Origin of the sequence: Haladaptatus sp. CMAA 1909, assembly GCF_043952005.1 — an archaeon.
Taxonomy (GTDB): Archaea; Halobacteriota; Halobacteria; order Halobacteriales; family Haladaptataceae; genus Haladaptatus.
In genome coordinates this window covers 225,800-243,428 of the sequence record NZ_JBIOAV010000004.1, presented here as the reverse complement: position 1 = coordinate 243,428, position 17,629 = coordinate 225,800, and the positions used below count along the sequence as shown (strand labels likewise).

Annotated in this window: 17 protein-coding genes and 3 pseudogenes; 6 read left to right on the top strand and 14 right to left on the bottom strand. The window is 57.0% G+C overall.

The features are described from left to right. The first annotated feature begins 63 nt into the window (after positions 1-63). Positions 64-381 (top strand): hypothetical protein, encoded by a 318-nt coding sequence (locus tag ACGYLY_RS25805; protein ID WP_395285620.1) that lies wholly within the window; start codon positions 64-66, stop codon positions 379-381. Between the two features lie 101 nt (positions 382-482). On the opposite strand, the gene ACGYLY_RS25800 is transcribed toward ACGYLY_RS25805, so the two are convergent. The 3 genes from ACGYLY_RS25800 to ACGYLY_RS25790 are packed head-to-tail and all read right to left on the bottom strand — an operon-like array spanning position 483 to position 3,987. Continuing rightward, positions 483-1,979 carry a cobyric acid synthase gene (locus ACGYLY_RS25800; RefSeq protein ID WP_395285619.1) on the bottom strand — a complete coding sequence of 499 codons (1,497 nt, stop codon included), beginning with the start codon at positions 1,977-1,979 and terminating at the stop codon, positions 483-485. Further along, positions 1,979-2,686 carry a cob(I)yrinic acid a,c-diamide adenosyltransferase gene (locus tag ACGYLY_RS25795; protein WP_395285618.1) on the bottom strand — a complete coding sequence of 236 codons (708 nt, stop codon included), beginning with the start codon at positions 2,684-2,686 and terminating at the stop codon, positions 1,979-1,981. The genes ACGYLY_RS25800 and ACGYLY_RS25795 overlap by 1 nt, the downstream gene beginning before the upstream one ends. Before the next feature lie 2 nt (positions 2,687-2,688). After that, positions 2,689-3,987, bottom strand: coding sequence for a cobyrinic acid a,c-diamide synthase (locus tag ACGYLY_RS25790; RefSeq protein ID WP_395285617.1), 1,299 nt, complete (start codon positions 3,985-3,987; stop codon positions 2,689-2,691). 167 nt (positions 3,988-4,154) lie between these two features. On the opposite strand from ACGYLY_RS25790, the gene ACGYLY_RS25785 reads away from it, so the two are divergent. Next, a complete protein-coding gene (locus tag ACGYLY_RS25785; RefSeq protein ID WP_395285616.1) occupies positions 4,155-5,225 on the top strand; it encodes a PGF-CTERM-anchored ABC transporter substrate-binding protein in 1,071 nt (356 codons plus the stop codon). A gap of 27 nt (positions 5,226-5,252) precedes the next feature. On the opposite strand, the gene ACGYLY_RS25780 is transcribed toward ACGYLY_RS25785, so the two are convergent. The 7 genes from ACGYLY_RS25780 to ACGYLY_RS25750 are packed head-to-tail and all read right to left on the bottom strand — an operon-like array spanning position 5,253 to position 10,746. Next, a complete protein-coding gene (locus ACGYLY_RS25780; RefSeq protein WP_395285615.1) occupies positions 5,253-5,957 on the bottom strand; it encodes an adenosylcobinamide amidohydrolase in 705 nt (234 codons plus the stop codon). Continuing rightward, positions 5,950-6,960 (bottom strand): threonine-phosphate decarboxylase, encoded by a 1,011-nt coding sequence (locus tag ACGYLY_RS25775; RefSeq protein WP_395285676.1) that lies wholly within the window; start codon positions 6,958-6,960, stop codon positions 5,950-5,952. Before ACGYLY_RS25775 ends, ACGYLY_RS25780 begins: the two co-directional genes overlap by 8 nt. Further along, positions 6,950-7,951 (bottom strand): nicotinate mononucleotide-dependent phosphoribosyltransferase CobT, encoded by a 1,002-nt coding sequence (cobT, locus tag ACGYLY_RS25770; protein ID WP_395285614.1) that lies wholly within the window; start codon positions 7,949-7,951, stop codon positions 6,950-6,952. Before cobT ends, ACGYLY_RS25775 begins: the two co-directional genes overlap by 11 nt. Further along, positions 7,948-8,493, bottom strand: coding sequence for an NTP transferase domain-containing protein (locus tag ACGYLY_RS25765; protein ID WP_395285675.1), 546 nt, complete (start codon positions 8,491-8,493; stop codon positions 7,948-7,950). The genes cobT and ACGYLY_RS25765 overlap by 4 nt, the downstream gene beginning before the upstream one ends. Next, a complete protein-coding gene (gene cobS, locus ACGYLY_RS25760; protein ID WP_395285613.1) occupies positions 8,493-9,233 on the bottom strand; it encodes an adenosylcobinamide-GDP ribazoletransferase in 741 nt (246 codons plus the stop codon). Before cobS ends, ACGYLY_RS25765 begins: the two co-directional genes overlap by 1 nt. Next, complete coding sequence (gene cbiB / locus ACGYLY_RS25755) at positions 9,224-10,126, bottom strand: adenosylcobinamide-phosphate synthase CbiB (protein ID WP_395285612.1); 903 nt, start codon at positions 10,124-10,126, stop codon at positions 9,224-9,226. The genes cobS and cbiB overlap by 10 nt, the downstream gene beginning before the upstream one ends. Continuing rightward, entirely contained in the window at positions 10,123-10,746 is a 624-nt protein-coding gene (locus tag ACGYLY_RS25750) for an HAD family hydrolase (RefSeq protein WP_395285611.1), read from the bottom strand. Before ACGYLY_RS25750 ends, cbiB begins: the two co-directional genes overlap by 4 nt. A 130-nt stretch (positions 10,747-10,876) precedes the next feature. Here ACGYLY_RS25750 and ACGYLY_RS25745 point away from each other — a divergent pair. The 4 genes and pseudogenes from ACGYLY_RS25745 to ACGYLY_RS25730 all read left to right on the top strand — a co-directional run. Beyond that, positions 10,877-11,098, top strand: a pseudogene (locus tag ACGYLY_RS25745) (transcriptional regulator TrmB); the annotation flags it as partial. A 10-nt stretch (positions 11,099-11,108) separates the two neighbouring features. Continuing rightward, positions 11,109-11,635 (top strand): annotated as a pseudogene (locus tag ACGYLY_RS25740) (hypothetical protein). A gap of 117 nt (positions 11,636-11,752) precedes the next feature. Then, positions 11,753-12,508, top strand: coding sequence for a helix-turn-helix domain-containing protein (locus ACGYLY_RS25735; protein ID WP_395285610.1), 756 nt, complete (start codon positions 11,753-11,755; stop codon positions 12,506-12,508). Positions 12,509-12,581: 73 nt separating this feature from the next. Continuing rightward, positions 12,582-15,332 carry a heavy metal translocating P-type ATPase gene (locus ACGYLY_RS25730; RefSeq protein ID WP_395285609.1) on the top strand — a complete coding sequence of 917 codons (2,751 nt, stop codon included), beginning with the start codon at positions 12,582-12,584 and terminating at the stop codon, positions 15,330-15,332. Positions 15,333-15,356: 24 nt separating this feature from the next. Here ACGYLY_RS25730 and ACGYLY_RS25725 read toward each other — a convergent pair. The 4 genes and pseudogenes from ACGYLY_RS25725 to ACGYLY_RS25710 form a co-directional block, all read right to left on the bottom strand. Beyond that, positions 15,357-16,319, bottom strand: a pseudogene (locus ACGYLY_RS25725) (DNA polymerase domain-containing protein); the annotation flags it as partial. Then, positions 16,301-16,540 (bottom strand): hypothetical protein, encoded by a 240-nt coding sequence (locus ACGYLY_RS25720; RefSeq protein ID WP_395291300.1) that lies wholly within the window; start codon positions 16,538-16,540, stop codon positions 16,301-16,303. The pseudogene ACGYLY_RS25725 and the gene ACGYLY_RS25720, both read right to left, overlap by 19 nt. 7 nt (positions 16,541-16,547) lie before the next feature. Continuing rightward, the gene (locus tag ACGYLY_RS25715) at positions 16,548-16,796 is read right to left on the bottom strand and encodes a hypothetical protein (RefSeq protein WP_395285607.1); all 249 of its coding nucleotides are present in this window, start codon (positions 16,794-16,796) and stop codon (positions 16,548-16,550) included. Between the two features lie 505 nt (positions 16,797-17,301). Next, positions 17,302-17,529, bottom strand: coding sequence for a hypothetical protein (locus ACGYLY_RS25710; RefSeq protein ID WP_395285606.1), 228 nt, complete (start codon positions 17,527-17,529; stop codon positions 17,302-17,304). Positions 17,530-17,629: the final 100 nt, after the last annotated feature.

The window sequence follows — 17,629 nt, the reverse complement described above, 5'->3', positions numbered from 1 at the left end:
GGCGACGAAAGAGCGTGCCCAGGACCGACAGCAGCTCGGTAGTCCGAAGACACAACCGAGTCTGTGCAAGACGACATCGACGATCTCACCAAAGCAGAGGAGAAGAACAGTCGGGTCCGGGCGTCAGTCTCGCGTATAATCAATCCCGTGCGGGACTACGAGACAGGGGAGAGCGTTGACGATGACTCACCGAATCTCGCTGCGGAAGCAACCAACGCAGGTCGCCAGCTCTTTGAGACAATTCAGCGTTCGGAACAGAATACCGAACTCGTAAACTTCCGCGAGAAACGCGCCGAGAGTCAGCAAGTCGAGGATAAGTACCTGAATGCCCTCGAGCATGCGAAGAACGTCGCCAAGACGAACGACGTGATGGTCGCATGATTGGGTTATTGAGAGGTCGCGACCCCCTCTATTACAACGGTGTAATCGACTACCTTCACCAGCGACAATCTGAATCGACCAAACAAATATGGGAAATTCGATCACCGATCAATATCAACGGATCTCTGAAGTAATTGCGGGACGTTCATCATAAGGAGATCAGCAGCAGCATCGTAGGGGGACTGAAAGGAATCCCTTTCATCGAGGTATGGTTTATCCGCAGACTGGAACACTGCCTTCAAGAACGCAGTTCGAGCGTTCTCGTTTTCAAAGAGACCGTGGAGGTACGTTCCGAGGACAGAATTCAGCGCGGCGCTTCCCTCACCAATCGGTTGCTCGACCGAACGGGTTGCGGAGGTTTGGCCCATGTGGATCTCATACCCGCGAACTGTCCCTTCCGCTTCGGACAGCAACCCAACTGGGTTTAGTGTTCGAGTTACTCGCTCAACGTGTTTTTCAGTCGAAAACCGCGTTTCGACGGGGAGCAAATCGAAACCACGCACGACGTTGTGGTCGCCGGTACCTTCGAGTGCCGCGTTCGTGATTCGTTCTCCCAGCATCTGATAGCCACCACAAATCCCGACAGTGGGACCGGAAAAGGCCGCTAACTGCTCGCCAAACCCCGCGTTCCGTAGAGCAAGCAAATCATCGACAGTGTTCTTCGAACCGGGAAGTACGATAGCATCGACGCTGTCGAGACCAGAGTGAAGTGGAAGGTACGCAACACGGACACCCGGTTCGTTCGCTAACGGTTCGAGATCGGTAAAATTCGAGATATGCGGTACCCGTGGAACACCAATCGTAATGGAATGCGAGTCGGGAACACCGTCATCGTTACCGAAAATAGCCATCTCTTCTTGCAGTGGGAGTGAGACGCTGTCCTCTTCCGGGAGGCCGGGATCGTCGTATGGCAATACGCCGAGAATCGGGACACCCGTTCGATCTTCGATTGCATCGATACCGGGGTCCAACAGCGACTCGTCTCCACGAAACTTCGTGATGATCGCTCCCCGAACACGGTCACGAAGGTCATCGGGCATGAGTTCCACCGTTCCGTACAGACTGGCGAACGCCCCACCACGTTCGATGTTGACGAGCAGGAGAATCGAAGCGTCCGCAAACCGTGCGGTCTCCACGTTCGCGAGATCCCGATGGTGAAGATTGATTTCAGCGATGCTACCGGCACCTTCGGCAACGATAACATCGTGGTCCGCTGCCAATCGTTCGTAGGATTCGATAGCTGCACGTCTGGCCCGTTCCCACTGTGACTCGTAGTACGCTCCAGCAGCAACGTTCCCGACGGCTTTCCCTTGCAGTATGAGTTGGCTTTCGCCATCCCCGCGTGGTTTGAGCAGAACGGGATTCATATCCGTCGACGCCGGAATTCGAGCGGCTCGTGCCTGCACATACTGTGAGACGCCGATCTCGCCCCATTCTCCGTCGGGAGCAACGGCCACCCGAGCGTTGTTGCTCATGTTTTGTGCTTTGAACGGCGCGACCGACACGCCACGTCGGGCAAGAAGTCGGCACAATCCTGCAGCAACGGTGCTCTTCCCGACGTGGCTTTCAGTTCCCGCAACGAGCACCGTCTCCGTCATCAGTACTCGGTCCCTTTGCGGGCCCGCTGCCCATCGTCGATGGGGTGTTTTTCCTTTCGGACGTTGGTAACGAGATTCGCATGGTCGTAGAGATACTCCGGTTTCTGGTGTCCACCCGTAAGAACCAACTCCAGGTTATCGGGTTTGGATTCGACGAGTTCGACGAGCGATTCCGGGTCGATCAGCTCACGGTTCACCGCATAGAGGATTTCGTCCAGAATTAGCATATGTACTCCGTCTTCGGGAGCCCCGTCAAACGGGAGCGGTTCATCGAGCGACACCTCCTCTGCAGTGTGAACGAGTTCTTCGGCCCGCGAAAATCCAGCCTTCGCTTTGGCGACGTGTTCGTCGTCGTCCGACCCGTCGAGGAATCCATGCCACCCGTAGTTCCCCGAGTTTTCGTACGTGAATCCGGGAACGTGCTCGATGGCGTTGTACTCTCCACGGACGTCTTCGACGCTCGATGCGCCACCCTTCATGAACTGGAGCATATGAACACGATATCCGTGTCCTGCGGCGCGAAAGCCCATCCCTAATGAAGCGGTGGTCTTTCCCTTCCCGTCTCCCCACCAGAGTTGAACGAGACCAAACTCGTCAGGAGCATCGGGTTCGATAGGTCGGGACATCGGTGTGCGCCCCTTGCCGGGCGTTTGTTTCAGCTGTTCAGTACGGTCCGTCTCGGTGGAATTGGAATCGTTTTCTGACATGGTTACAATGAATCGATGAAGGCGTCGAACGCGCCACTCGCGGCGTGAGCGTGGCAGTACGTGCCGACCGTCTCGAACTCCGTCAATCCGTCATGCTCCCCGTCGATACCGGTCCCTCGTCTCACGTCGAAGGCGAAGGTAGCATCGGGCGCGACGTCCGCGCTCGAATAATGAAATTCGTGTCCTCGAATGGTTGTCCCGCTATCGATACCGAACGGCTGCGAGCGGGCACGGAGCTCGACGTGATCGAGTGCTTGATACCGTTCGTGCATTCGAACCTCGGCAGGGAGGATTCCCGCCATCGAATACGTTCGCCCGTTCGTCGTGGTGAGTGATTCAGCCAATACCATTAGACCGCCACACTCACCGAGAATCGGCAGTCCATCGCTTGCTTGACCCGAAAGCGTCGAAAGCGACGGGCTGTCGGCGAGTCGTTCTGCTTGGAGTTCCGGATAGCCGCCGGGAAGATAGACACCGTCGCAGTCGGGAAGGTCGTCGCCCGCCGTCGGTGCGAACGTCACAACCTCGGTCCGAGTTCGAAGTCGTTCCATGACGGCAGGGTAGATGAAGCGAAATGCCGCATCCTGAGCGACTGCAACACGGCGGTTTCGAGTAGGGTTCGGTTCCTGTTCCGGTGGGCGAGGTGGCTCACGAGCGATATCCAACAACCGATTCGCGCGAACGTGTACAGCGGCCTCATCGAGCGCCTCCGTATCCACCGGGCGTTCGTCACCCATCTGCAGTCCGAGGTGGCGGTCGGGAATTTCGAGGCCGGATATCGGTGGAATTCGACCGAAATACTCCAACTCATCCGGGAGCGCATCGCGGATTCCTCGCTCGTGACGTCCGCCATGGGCGCGTTGGGCGATGATGCCGACGACGTCGATATTCCGACCCGCTCGTTCGGCGTACTCTCGAAACCCGAGTGCAGTCGCGGCGACGCTCTCCATTCCGGCGCTGGCATCAACGACGAGCACGACCGGAATGTCAAGGACGTCCGCGACCCGTGCGGTGCTCGATCGGTCTCCGTCGTAGAGTCCCATCACACCCTCGACAACACAAACATCGCCGGTTCCGCGGTCGTAATTTCGTCGCATCCCGTCTTCACCTTCGAGCCACGTGTCAAGTGTGCGAGAGGGCCGTCCCGCAATAGCGGCGTGGTGACTCGGATCGATAAAATCCGGACCCGCTTTTGCGGGTTGAACTGTCTGACCCGTTGCTTCGAGAGCGCGAATAACCGCGAGTGTCGTGACGGTTTTGCCGACTCCTGATGCCGTCCCAGCGATGACGAATCCGTTCATTTTCGGGGAAGTGATGTGTGGTGCTGCCGTTGTGGATTCGAACGACGAATTTACACTCATCGTTCGCGTCGGTTGAGCGTCCGAAAACGGACTGGCAGCAGGTCCGACGTGTGAAAGTGAGGTTGTGTTAGGTAAATATTTATTGTATACGTCCAAAGAGCAGTCACATGCGACAGAGGATACTCCTCGTCAGTCTTCTGCTTGTAGCAACGCTCGCTGTCCCACCGGCAGCGACAGTAACAGCGACCCAACAGTCGACTTGTTCGTTTCCAGTCTCCAAGGTAGATGCGACCGGAACAAAAGCAACGCTCGATGAGAAACCAGAACGCGTCGTCACGCTCTCGCCGAGCGCTGCACAGATCATGTGGGAGATCGGTGCAAAAGACAAGGTCGTCGGAGTGACCCAATACGCAAGCTACCTAGAAGGTGCGAGTGAAAAGGCGAACGTGTCCGGTACTGGGGAGTCATTCGTCAATGTCGAAAAGGTGGTTTCGCTCAAACCGGACTTGGTTCTCGCACCGAATACCGTCTCGAAAGAAACCGTGAAAAAGCTCCGCGATGCTGGTGTGACGGTGTACGCGTATCGAAGTGCGACCTCTATCGAGGACGTCTACCGCGATACCGCCGTCACAGGTACCCTCGTCGGTGAGTGTGGTGGTGCAAAGAAAACCGTCTCGTGGATGAAAGACCGTATCCGTACCGTCCGACAGGCTGTTAAAGGAGAACAACGTCCGGACGTTCTCTACCTTTTCTACGGGTATACCTCCGGCAAAGGGACGTTCATCGACCGGATTATCCGGACCGCCGGAGGCAACAACGTCGCCGCCAAGGTTGGCATCTCGGGGTACAAAGAGATCAGCAAGGAAGTCGTTGTAAAGCAAGATCCCGATTGGATCGTTCTCAACGAACAAGACCCGGCTGTTCCGGATGAAACCGGATACCGGAACCTTACCGCCGTGCGGAAAAACCGGACCGTCGTAGTCCCTATCGAGTACATGAACCAACCCGCACCGCGAGTAGTCTTTGCTATCACGAACCTCACGAAACATTTCCATCCGGATGCATATGCGGCGGCAAACGCGACCACAAACACGACTGTAACTACCACCGAAATGATAAGTGCTGCGGATGAAAGTGAAGCAACGACAACGGAGTCGAACGGACAACCGGGATTCGGCGTAATCAGCGCCCTCGTGGCTATGGTTGGTGCACTGCTATGGGTCCGTCGGTGGCGATGAATCGACGACGGAATCGATAGTTTGCTCTCAGAGACGGAACGTCTCGCTTTGAACCTCGGTCGTGACGCCGTAGTCCGCGTCCTTGACTGACGACGGGACCTCCCGGTTCGCATACCGCGAACGGAGACTCGCTTGGACAGCGTCGCGGACACACGCCCTCGCCGCTGCCCCAATCGGCGTCCCGCTTCCGGCGAAAGTCTCCTCCTCTCCGTTCGGGTCGCACGCGGCGATGACTGCGTCCGTCGTGCCAGGAAACCCCGTTTCGGCGAGTAGCGTCGCAGTTTTCGCTTCGACGGCAACCGACAGCAACGTCGCGAGGCTCCCATCGTCGAGTGCGTGGGTTGTTCCCAGAATGACGTTCACAGTTCCAACGTCCGACCCGACATCCCACGTGTCGTCAAGCGACCTCGTTTCCTCGCTTGAGGTCATCGGGAGCGCCGCGGGGTTCGATATCCCAGCGGTGACGACCACTTCAACCGAGCCGTACCGTGTCCCGCGAGCATGGCGAAGATCAACACCGGTGAGGAGCGTCGGACCAGGACGACCGAACCGCGCACTCGTCCGTCGTTCGTCAATGTACGCGTCTAGGTCCGTCCGCTGGAACCCCGCTGGAACCGAGACGTTGTAGGCGGCATTCGCGTCCGAAAACCCGCCGTTCCAACCGCTACTGAGCCATCTAGTTTCGGGGCGAGCGAGTCGAAGCACGTCGTCCCGAATAGTCGTCTCAAACATCGTCGAGTACGTCCACCAGTCGGTCGTTTTCATCCGGCAAGCGTACTGCCACTCGAATATGTGAATCGAGACCGCGGAACGTCGTTGCATCACGGACGGCGACCCTCCGCTTATGAGCAGCCCGAACGATTTCGTCGGGGTCGCGCTCACCGATGTCCAACAACAGAAATGGGGCCTCCGAGGGATGGACATCAAACGAACTGGCGAGTGCTTCGCGCAATCTGCTGCGCTCCCGTTGGACCCGTTCTCGGGTCTCGACGATAAATTCGGTACATCCCATACTGTACGTCCCGACGACGGTAGCGGGAGTACCGACCGTCCACGGACGACGGGCGGTTTCGAGTCGATTCTTGACGGGATCCGTCGCGACCGCGAAGCCAGCACGCAAGCCCGGCAAGCCGAACAGTTTCGTCAGGGAGCGAGCGACGACAACGCCTTCCTGTCCTGCCATCGACTCCTGGTCGGTAAATCCGAGAAACGCCTCGTCGACGAGCAGTGTTGTTCCGGCATCCCGACACAGTTCCGCGTAGCGACGGAGTTCACCAGCATCGTAGCGATCACCGGTCGGATTGTTCGGATTGCAGACGATGACGAGCGCGTGGTCGGTCGGGTCCGTTTCGAGAATACGGTCGTGAGGAACGAGCTCGGGACTCGCACCTTGAAGAGAGACCTCACGGTGATACTCGCCAAAGCTAGGGAACGGAATGAGCACAGAATCGTCCGCAGAAACCGACGTTTCGATGGTCAGGCGAATCGCGGCGAGACCACCCGGTGTCGGAACCACCTCCTCGGGTGAACAGCCGACGTAGTTGGCTGCCGCCGCCCGATACTCGGGGTAGTCGTCGGCCGGATACGTCCCGGATCGTTTCAGTGCGTCACGGTATACGGCCTCCACGCCGGTCGGAATTCGCGGGTTGATATTGGCACTAAAATCGAGGAGATCCGGGTCGTCAGAACTCCCATGGGGGACGCGTTCGACGGTTTCGATGGCGTCACGGTCCATCTGTGTCACCATCGAGTCGTTCGTACACTTCGATAACGCTGTCCCGGATCGAATCCATATCGACATTTGCTCGGTGGGCGAGCGCGAGCGCACCACCCATTCCGACGCCCTCTTTTCCTTCCCCTTCGACGTACCGCTGCATCGAAACGTGATCGTCCTCGTCGAATTTCGGGTCGGTGACTTCGAGTTCGAGATCAAGTTTATTGCACGCTCGGTCAAGCGCGATCGTCTCGTCGGCGGCGACGAACGATGTCGTCGCCAATCCAAACGAATCGTCGATTCCGGCGTGGCGAACGAGCGCCGCCGCCGCGAGCATTTGCGTTCCACCAGCCAGGGTTACGTCGGTTCCGGATTCGAGGGCACCGACAGTGAATCCCGCCACAGTGGCGAGAACTGGGTCACCCATGCGATTCACCGCGAAGACAGGATCACCGGTTGCGTCCCCCCGACCCAGATCGCTTGCGGATAGTGCCTCCGAGACGACGTCTCGTTTGAGTCGAAGTGGATTGTTCGGAAGCGATGATGAAACGGCGATATCTTCGTCCAATGCCGCGAGAACTCCCAAAGCAGTGGTTGTCCCGCCGGGAATCGTCTCGCCGACCATGACCGAATCGTCAGGGAGCGCCGCGCCAAATCGTCGTGCGTCCTCATAGATTTCCCGTGCACGTGGAACCGGCTCCGTCTCTCGAACGTCTTTGCCGCCTTGCGCACCAATCGAAACCGTCGGCGTACTCGTCGGGCGTATCAACCCGGCATCGATAACGGTTAGATCGAACCCGAGCCGTTCCCGAACGGCCCGCGTTATGACGGCGGGTGTCGGACAGCCGCTCGGACTGACCGGCACGATCGGCGCCCGAACCGGTCGTCCGTATTCGACGATTTCGATATCCGCACTCGGCGTATGTGCCATCAGGTCCGGGGCTGCACCGGCGGCACTGATTCCGTCGATTTCGGCAGTACGTGTCGTTCCCGCAGCGAGGACGAATCTCATACGAACGCCTCCGCCACGGCCGCGTCGGTCTGTCGGTTCACGTTGACAGCGAGACGTGCATCGTAAGTAACATACGTGGTTTCAACATCGCCGGTACCCACGACGTTGAGTCCGGTCGGAGCGAGTTCCCCTCCTTCACGCTCGAACGTCGTGTCGGTTCCCACTCCCAACTGCTGCTTGAGGGCGGCGGGAGTGCAGACAGTGAGCGAACCGCGGTCGTGTACGGAAAGGACCCGGTCGAGACACTCTCCAGCGAGGAGCGGGAGGTCCGACACAACGGTGAGAATAGGTGGTTCGACGCGTTCGAGTGCGTACGAGAGGTCTTCGACGTACCCGTCTCCGGGAGCATCGATAATGGATAGCGCACGCGAGTCGAGATGGCGTCGCGTTTCCGGAGTGTTCGGAGAGACGACTGCATGAACAGCATCGATTCGGCTTTCGGAGACGGCGGTGCAGACGCGGTCTACCATTGGTACACCGTTGATTTCGAACATCGGTTTCTCGACGGACGCGTCGAGCCGCGTTCCTTTGCCACCGCACATCAAAAGAGCGTCCACGCGACCACCCCCACGTGAAGCGCGACCAGTCGGGAAAGTTCGTTTGTCGCCCCGAACACGTCGCCGCTGACGCCGCCGAGCCACGACCGTGCCCACCGAGCGACGACGGCAGTGGCGAGCAAACTGGAACTTATCATTACGATACCTACCAGTGGGGACCACGAAAGGGCTAGTGTCGGAAGCGAGACGATGACCGCGACGACGAATCCTCGTGGAGTCTGGTCAATGAGTTGTGAGCCCAATCCCTCGTGTGCAGGCGACCCGAACGCTGCCAATCCCGCCATTCCGAGTTTCGCACTCACCTCCGCAGTGACCACGATGGCAACGACTGCTTCGAGCGGAAGCGCAACTAGTCCGACCGCGGCGAGCGTCAGTCCAGCAATGAGAAGGGTGACGGCGAGAAGAGCACCGACGCCGACATCCGTATCTTTCATTACAGCCCGGCGTTTTTCCGCCCCGTGCACCGCGGCCGCATCGCCAAGGTCGGCCAGTCCGTCGACGTGATTGATACCAGTGACCCCATACACAGTCACGAGGAACAATATGGCATCGGCAGACGCAGGAAGGGGAAACAAGAGTGGAACGGCAAGGAATATACCGATGACGTATCCGGCCAAGGGAAATGCGACGGAACTGCGTCGAAACGCTTCCCACGCATCTTCGTCGTGTCCGACTGGAAGCCGGCTCAAAAATCCGAGCGCACCCCGAACCGCCGTCAGAACCACACGACCACCCCCGCAATAACGTACGCGAGAAGGCTCGCCCGCCGAACGATACCCACTCCCTGTCTCACATCAGCAGCGGTCGGGAGCCGTGCGCGGGGATTGAGCGTATAAACGCCCGGCTTTTCGAAACGAGTGTCGAGTGCCGCGGCAAGGGTCGCCATCGGCCACCCGGAGTTCGGCGACGGTGGTTCATGGGCCCACGAACGAGCATCTGAAAGGGAACTAGTTCCCAGACTGGCGACTGCAATGAATATGGCGCTGAGTCGCGCTGGAATCCACATCACCGCATCGTCGAGTCGCGCGCTCGCCCAGCCGACAGGTTTCGACCGATAGCCCAGCATGGAGTCGAGCGTGTTAACTGCCTTCACCCACGTCGCCGCAGCGGCGGCCAGCGGAAGCGAAATGGGAGCACAGATGGCAAAGGCGAACAGGGACGCCACGAGGCCATCGGCCAAATTCTCGGAGAGGCTTTCAGCAACTGCGCTTCGAACTTCTCCCGTGGAGAGTGACGACGCGTCGCGTCCTGCAAGCGCTCGTACCTCTTTTCGGGCGATCGCGAGATTCGTCTCGGTCAATTCCGTCACGTCGGCTGCGGTTTCGAGAAGCATCCGCATGCTCGTCGTCGTAAACAGTACGATGCCAGCGAGAACGGTCGCGGCGAGGGGATGCACTACGATGGCTATCTGAACGAGAATACCGACACTGAGGGCAGCTATCGCGGGCAATCCTACCGCAATTAGCAAGCCAGTTTGGCGAGGGGCCGACCACTCACGATCAGTCGCAGCAATCACTTTCCCGAACCAAACGACGGGATGTGCCCGCGTCGGCGGTTCCATGAAAAACCAATCTAACAAGAACGCAACCGTGACCGCGAGGACGCCATAGATCGTCATTTGGGACACTCCATTTCCCTCGAAATGTCGCTCAATGAGACGTCATCGAGTAGAATCGCAGTAGCTCCTGCATCAGTTGCTCCTCCATCCGTTTCCGGATCGTCACCGATGTGGGTGAGTTCTGAAAGTGGGACGTCGAGCCGGGCAGAGATTTCGCGAAACGCATGCATATCCGGTTTCCGCCATCCACACTCGACGCTACTGACGACCGCATCGAAAGCGTCCGGGTCAAGGTCGGACTGAGACAGGGTGTGCTGGACGAGTCCCGGAACACTACAGTTCGAGAGGATTCCGATCGGTCCACATCTGTCAGCAGATGTAACGGCGGCTTTAGCCCCAGTTCGTGTGCGAATCGGGGTTTCGAAGGCATCGAGAAGTGATGTTCGAACGACCGAGCGTGAGACGTCCCTTCCACAACTCTCCAATCCCACTTTCACGTGGTCGACGAGCGAGAGTTCTTCACCGGGAGGGACATCGAGATGGGGAGTCGTATAGACGTGCGGCCAGTCCGACGGAATGGAAACGCCCCGCTCGGAGAGCGCAATGGCAACGGCTTGTGCAGGGTCATCTGGCGGTGTGACTTCGACGAGCGTCCCGAAGAGGTCGAACGAAACTGCCACGATCGAACGATATGTGGACCATCTATTTGAATACGGAGGAACTCCCGTCTTTGAACGATCTCGATATCGACATTACGCGGGTTGGCGAGCATCAACATTTGATCGGATCACTCGCAGGTCGTCTTACCCACACGGCGACAATACACTCGCTGCTGCACTCACGTACGCCGTTCCCTACGTTGATGGGGAAATGACCGAGCGAATCGCCGCTCGGGAGCTTGATCTCCAGGTCGCTTTCGCGATTGCTGTGCTTCACTCCCTCAGAGAAGTCATTCTCGAGATACAACCACACGACCCCTACTTTGATAGGATCCAAAACGCACGCGACCACCCACCAGACACGGAGACGTAAGAGAGGAAAAATGAGTGACGTTGGTTCGGATATCGAGAGGGACGCCTGGGTTGCAGATTCGGGATTGTTCATCGCCTATGGACGGCAACAAAACAACAAGTACACCGCACTCAGCGGTTTGCACAACGCAACGAGGTTTCGTTTGTGATACCTCAACGGGTGTATTCAGAACTTGGTGGAGCACCAGATCGAAGTACCCCAGGTCAAACCCCGATCAACAGTGCGATCGACGCCGGGTGGGTGACGATCGCTGACGAACTCGATTATACAAAAAGTGCAGTTGCAGCAGTGATGGACACCGTCCGACGGTTCATTGCACAGGCATCGAATCGAAGCGAGGATCAGATTGAGAAAGCAGATACAGCACCTGCTGGCGTTGCAATGCAGCTCCTCGATAGCGGCAATGCATCGTCCATTACTGTCGTAACGACAGACACCGATGCGGACAAAGGTGTAGTGAGAGCGATTGAAGCTCGGGGATTCAAAGGACAAATCACGTTCAAAAATGGATTTGAGTTGATCGAAGAGATCACGTGATGTGTAATTACAGAGGTGTTCCTCATCAGTCCAGTTTCTGAGGACAGTTATCAGACTCGCATGAATGTAGATATGCGATGTACACACTCATCAGCGTCTAACTCCTATACACCTCCTATGCGTGAATTCGTCTTCGCTCTCGAATACGAGCCGGGAAGTAACCCGGTCGCCGATATCCTCGCAGGGTTTCCGGAGACACAACTCCGCTCCCTTTCATGCCACGTCACCGCTGACACACTGTGGCGGGTAGATCATATCGGCGGTGCTGAAGAAGCGCTGGATGCTGTCGCTGATGCGGTCGCCACAGCCGACTATTTCGCTGACTGTCTCGTTCGGCGTGACTGCCAAGGCGAGTGGGAGACTCGTGTCCTCGATCGGAGTGCCGAGACACTCATCTTGTATTCGTACTGGAATCGCACCGTTGCGTGTACGTCGATTCCGCATCTCGCACTTGAACACTTCGGTGACGGGCTGATCTTCGAGACAACCTGGCGCGGTCGCCGCTATCAATGGCGCTTGATTCTCCCCGGTGATGCAAAGCTCACACCCTTCTACGAGACCCTCGAAGCCGAAATTGCCGAGACTGCTGGTGTTGATATCATCCGTGTAAAGGATACAGATGCGTCGGATCTCGACATGGTAGACAGCGAGAGTGAACAGTTCCTCTCGCCGGAGCAAGAGAGTGCGTTACGAGCCGCCGTTGAGCATGGCTACTACGAAACCCCACGAGCGATCGAAACGTACGACCTGGCTGAACAGCTCGGCATTCCCGGTTCAACACTTTCGTATCGTCTCCGCCGAGCAGAAGCCCATCTCGCAGGGTCCTACGTGAAGAATATGCCGTTTGCCCAACTTCCCGAATCGGATCAATAACGCTGGTTCTCTCTCATTCGTTTGGTACACACCAAACGAACCCGTAAGCCACAACGAGAACTACTGAGAGGTAATGAGTAGAGAGTCGGATCAACGGACTCCATCGGATACTGCCGATGTGGAGACTACGGTTGTCGCAGTCCCCGAGATGGATTGTCCGTCGTGTGCAGCAAAAATCACCAAAAGCGTCGAGTCACTCGATGGTGTCGAGTCGATCGATCCAGAGGTGATGACTGGAACGGTGACAATCACCTATCACCCGGATCAGATCGACCAGAGTGCCATCATCGGGCGAATCGAGGCAGCGGGGTATGACGTTCAATCGATCCCGAAACGTGAATCGGCGTCGTTCAGTGTCCCGGACATGGATTGCCCGTCTTGTGCGAGTAAAATTTCCACCAGCGTAGAGCAACTGGCCGGTATCGAAGTAATTGACCCAGAAGTGACGACGGGAACAGTCCATGTCGAGTACGATTCTTCACAGACAGATACCGAGCAAATCAGTGAGCGAATCGAAGCAGCGGGCTACGCGATCGAAACAGAACACGTAGAACGCACAGCCACCTTCGATGTCCCGGACATGGATTGTCCCTCCTGTGCTGGCAAGATCGAGAATGCACTCGACAAACTGGAGGGAATTCTCTCGTACGACACGCAACCGACGACTGGAACGGTCAGTGTAACGTATGATCCAAACACTGTCACCCAGAATGACCTCATCAACGCGATCGAGGGCGCAGGCTACGCGGTCGAAGGCAGTCGAACCGAGGGAGCAACAAGTCAAGAGACACGGCCACACGAAAACCCCAGCGCCGTCTGGCGCAGCACACGTGCACTCAAAGTTTACACGGGCACTGCGTTTCTCGCACTCGGACTTGCCGTCGAATATCTCCTTCCCTCGCTGAATATCGTGCTTGCGACTGGATTTGGCCAAGCAATCACACTCACCGAAGTGTTCTATATCCTCGGCATTATTGCAGGCGGCGAGCGGATCATTCGAAACGGGTACTACTCCGCCCGAAATCTGAGTCTCGATATCGACTTACTGATGAGTCTTGGCATTCTTGGCGCGGTCGCTGCGAGTCTCATCTTCGGTGAATCACTCTACTTCGAGGGTGGCACACTCGCCGTGTTGTTCAGCTTCGCCCAGTTGATGGAGCGATACTCGATGGGACGGGCACGAAGTTCCCTAGACGAACTCATGGAGCTTGCACCAGAGACCGCAACCGTTCGTCGCAATGGCGATGAACAAACACTCCATATCGATGATGTCCGAGTCGGCGACGTGGTCATCGTCCGTCCGGGGGACAAGATTCCGATGGACGGTGAGGTCATCGAAGGCGAGAGCGCGGTCAACCAGGCTCCAATCACGGGCGAAAGCGTGCCCGTCGATAAAACCGAAGATGAGGAAGTGTACGCTGGGACGATCAACGAGGAGGGCTACCTCGAGGTTCGCGTCACCTCGACAGCCGCCGAGAACACCATCGCACGGATCATTGAGATGGTTGAGGACGCCCAGCGCGAAAAAACGGACCACGAGCAGTTTGTCGACCGCTTTGCCAGCTACTACACACCAGTCGTCGTGAGTCTCGCAGTCGCCCTCGTATTCGTTCAGCCGCTCGTGTTCGATGCCACGTGGCGAGCTGGCTTTGTTCACGGTCTCACACTGCTCGTTCTCGCGTGTCCGTGTGCGATGGTCATCAGCACGCCCGTGAGCGTCGTCTCGGGGATTACGAGTGCCGCCAAAAACGGCGTCCTGATCAAAAGTGGGCCAGACTTGGAAGCGATGGGGGATGTCGACGTGGTTGCGTTCGACAAGACGGGAACACTCACGAAAGGCGAATTGACCGTAACGGACGTTGTCCCACTCGAAGGAACGTCTCGCAAAGAGGTATTGCGGACCGCACAGAGTCTCGAAGCACGGAGTGAACACCCGATTGCAGCGGCAATTAGTGACGCGGGTGCTGCCGAGGGCATCCCCGAACGCTCGATCGAGAACTTCGAGAGTCTTACCGGCAAGGGCGTGACCGGTACTATCGACGATGAGCAGTACTACATCGGCAAACCTGAGTTGTTCGAGAACCTTGGTTTCGATCTTGGTCACGTCCATGTCGCAACGGATGGCGGAGTCGCGATGACGACGGCGGAGTGTGACCACGGTCAATATCTTGATTTGATGGCCGAAACAGTACCAAGCCTCCAAAACGACGGAAAAACGGTCGTATTCGTCGGAGCGGACAATCGACTGCTTGGTCTCATCGCCGTGGCTGATGAGATTCGACCTGGTGCACACGAGACGGTCGAACAGCTCCACAACCACGGCATCGAGCGTGTCGTCATGCTGACCGGCGATAATGAGGGCACGGCACAAGCAATTGCCGAGCAGATTGGCGTTGATGGCTACCGAGCCGAACTCCTGCCGGACGAGAAAGTGCAAGCCATCGAGGAGCTTATCGAACAGTCCGACGGCGTCGCTATGGTCGGAGACGGCATCAACGATGCACCGGCACTCGCGACGGCGACAGTCGGGATTGCGATGGGTGCGGCGGGAACGGACACCGCTCTTGAGACGGCGGACATTGCCTTGTTGAGTGATGATCTCACGAAGTTGCCGTATCTCGCCGGGTTGTCCCAAACGGCAACGTCAGTGATTCGCCAGAACATCTGGACAAGTCTCGGCATCAAGGCATTGCTGGCGATCGGCGTGCCGTTTGGCCTCGTGAACGTCATCGTGGCTGTTGTTGTCGGCGATATGGGGATGAGTATCGGTGTGACGGCAAATGCGATGCGACTGTCGCGACTCAAACCCAGCAGGTTCTCCTGAGGGTCTTTCGGTAGCGTGTATATCTCAACCGAACGACGCCAAGCTCGACTCGGTGTATTGTCCTAACTCCTGCTCGATATCCGATTCACGCCACCCCAACGGCGATAGCACACTTGCTGCCGCACGAACCAACAATTCCCGATAGAACCCGACATCATACTCGTCCAACTCCTCACTCGCCAACAACACCCGCTCTCGCGAGTCCTTCGCATCATCGACCACAACATACGACACACTCTGACCAGGCGCACGCGCCAACCCCAAATCAGCCGCCCGCTCCAGTGCCGCCACACTCCGGGTCGACTGCGTGTAGTCCTCCCGCTTCTTCGAGACACGATTCGTAATCACCAGTTCACTCGAGTCAATCGCCCCACGCTCAAGGCGATCGACCCACGTTCGCAACTCCTCACAGACCGCCTCCGGATCACGATACGCATCCACCGCTCGAATCAACGCTTTCTGTGCATCGTCAATATACGACGGCGTACTTCGCTGGCGACACTCGATGCCACGATACTTGTACTCGTCTTCACCATCGACCTTCCCGAAGTATTTCGTCAACGCACCAGCATCTGAATCACGTAACGGCACAAACGATATCCAGTCGTAGTGCGCTTCATGCTCAAGTCGGATCTCCACTTGCTCAGAAATCTTCGAGACAAGCTCTGAAAGCGACGTCTGTTCCTCGCCGTCGATCGGCGTCACCCACACACTATCGACGATCCCATGCACGATTCGCCACCCATGCTCCTCAAGCACTGCTTTCGTCTCCAACAAAATCTCCCGAGCATACGCGTTGATCGCTTCGTGGCACTCGATCCGCCCGAACTTTGCATTCGAGAAGCCCTGATAGCCGAAACACGACACCAAAATCCACTTGATCGCACTCGACTGGCCTTCCAACTCATCGCGACGATCTTCGTTCTCAGTCTCGCGAATCTCGGCTTTGATCGTATCCCGATCCTCGATCAACGGCTCAAGCACATCCGCTCGTGGTCGTGGCGAAAACTCACGCGTTCATCGATGATAGCAGCCTGCACAACAGCAGGATGGTCACGAGGTGCAGCACGTGCCGTCGAAAAATCGCCGTCACCATGCACCGACACGTAGATTATCGGCGTATACGATGCATCGATCTCGCAGGTCACACCCGATTCAGTTAGAGACCATCTGAGCACGTCGCCGTCGACGTAGTCGATTTTGTACACCATGACCTCATCCCTGCCCGTGCAAATCGTCCTCTACGTGATCGAGCCGATCCGCCAAGTCGTCGAGTTGTCGCTGCTGTTCGATCAGGATCGAGATGAGAATGGGGGTCTCAACGAACAATGGCTTGTGAACCGTGCTGGGATCGGTATGCAACTGGGCATACTTGAAGAGTCGATCAAAAACTGCTTGGTCGGTCGGTCGAAGTGCTCGTCGATACTCGTCCCATCCCGTCGTGATTTGGCTGGTTTGGCTCATTACAGGTAAACACGACTACCAAGATCCTCTTAGGCAAGCCAGGGTCGCTTCCGAATATTCCAATAGACGAAATGTCGATGGAAACCAGTGTGAGTACTGGTCGTGCTGACCACCAACTATGAAGTAAGACTCAAGGTTCTGCTATCGTCAGTTTGGAGCGAATCAGTACGTCTCTCTCCGAGATGAGTCTCGAACAGATCCCGGGTACCGGTCGTCAATGGCCCAGTTGAATCGTTTCTGATTGGATTTTCCGAAAACACAGTCTCCACCAACGCTCACTCGTAGAAAGGCAAGGAAAGCCGTTGGAAGGGCTCCCACAACCAGCCAAACCTTGAGCGTCGCATGATGGCGCAGGGAAATTGCCTTGACCAGTTGTGTGAGCGCAGTTAGAGCATCAGACGGAGGCATAAAACACGTTCCGATAACACAAATATTGATTGTAGTAACCCACGGATGAAACCAACGGGACCAATCAACATGCTCCGATAGTTGCTCAATTTTGTAGTCAATAATCAGTCAACCGGAGCTTCCCGTCGACTTCATACAGATGGCCTTTCATGTAGAGCCGTTCGATGATATCCTCGGCAGCAGGGCGCTCAAGATCCTCTTCGTCATTGAGAATTGCATACGCTTGCTCGTACGTGAGCCCTCTCGCATCCGGAAGTGCGGTCGCAAGCGCGTCGAGCGCATCCTGCGCGAGTGGAGTGAGTGGCGACGTCCCATTCGAACTCATTGCTATCTCTGGATTTGAGAGCTGTACAGGTAAGTACACGGGATACCGCTAGGAAGGATGGATACCCCCACATCTCACGGTCAACTCCGAGCCGAGTGCA